The organism is Arsenicibacter sp. R0_47 (assembly GCF_057652235.1).
The window spans coordinates 1-331 of sequence record NZ_JBYFCJ010000126.1 but is presented as its reverse complement, the minus strand read 5'-3'; the positions used below and the strand labels follow the sequence as shown (position 1 = coordinate 331).

The following is a 331-nucleotide window of genomic DNA, read 5'->3' as shown; positions in this document are numbered from 1 at the left end:
AACGGCTCCGTCTGACACACCGAACCCCGAGGCCACGCGCCTTTTCAAAATGCAATTGCAAAGCCGGGCTGCACCATATATGATGGGGCATCGGTGCATCCCGCACCCGCCCGCTGCCGCCTGAGCCGTCAGCGTATCAGTGTGCCCGCTATCCGATCACATCGAAGCTCTCCGCGCTCATGTGACGGTGTACCTTCAGGGCGCCCACCATCATCGTTTCCTCCGAGTCCGAGAAGTGGGTGGTTTCTCGCTGATACAGGTTCGGTTTGCGCTCGTTGCCCTTATCCTCTTCGAATGCCCGGCCCCCTTCCTTAATCGATGCGTTCTGCAT

General features: G+C 59.2%; 1 protein-coding gene. It reads right to left on the bottom strand.

Annotated features, from left to right (window positions below):
- Nucleotides 1–148: 148 nt before the first annotated feature.
- The coding region (locus tag AC23NW_RS36315; protein WP_487455607.1) for a hypothetical protein at nt 149–331 on the bottom strand (183 nt) is incomplete at its 5' end.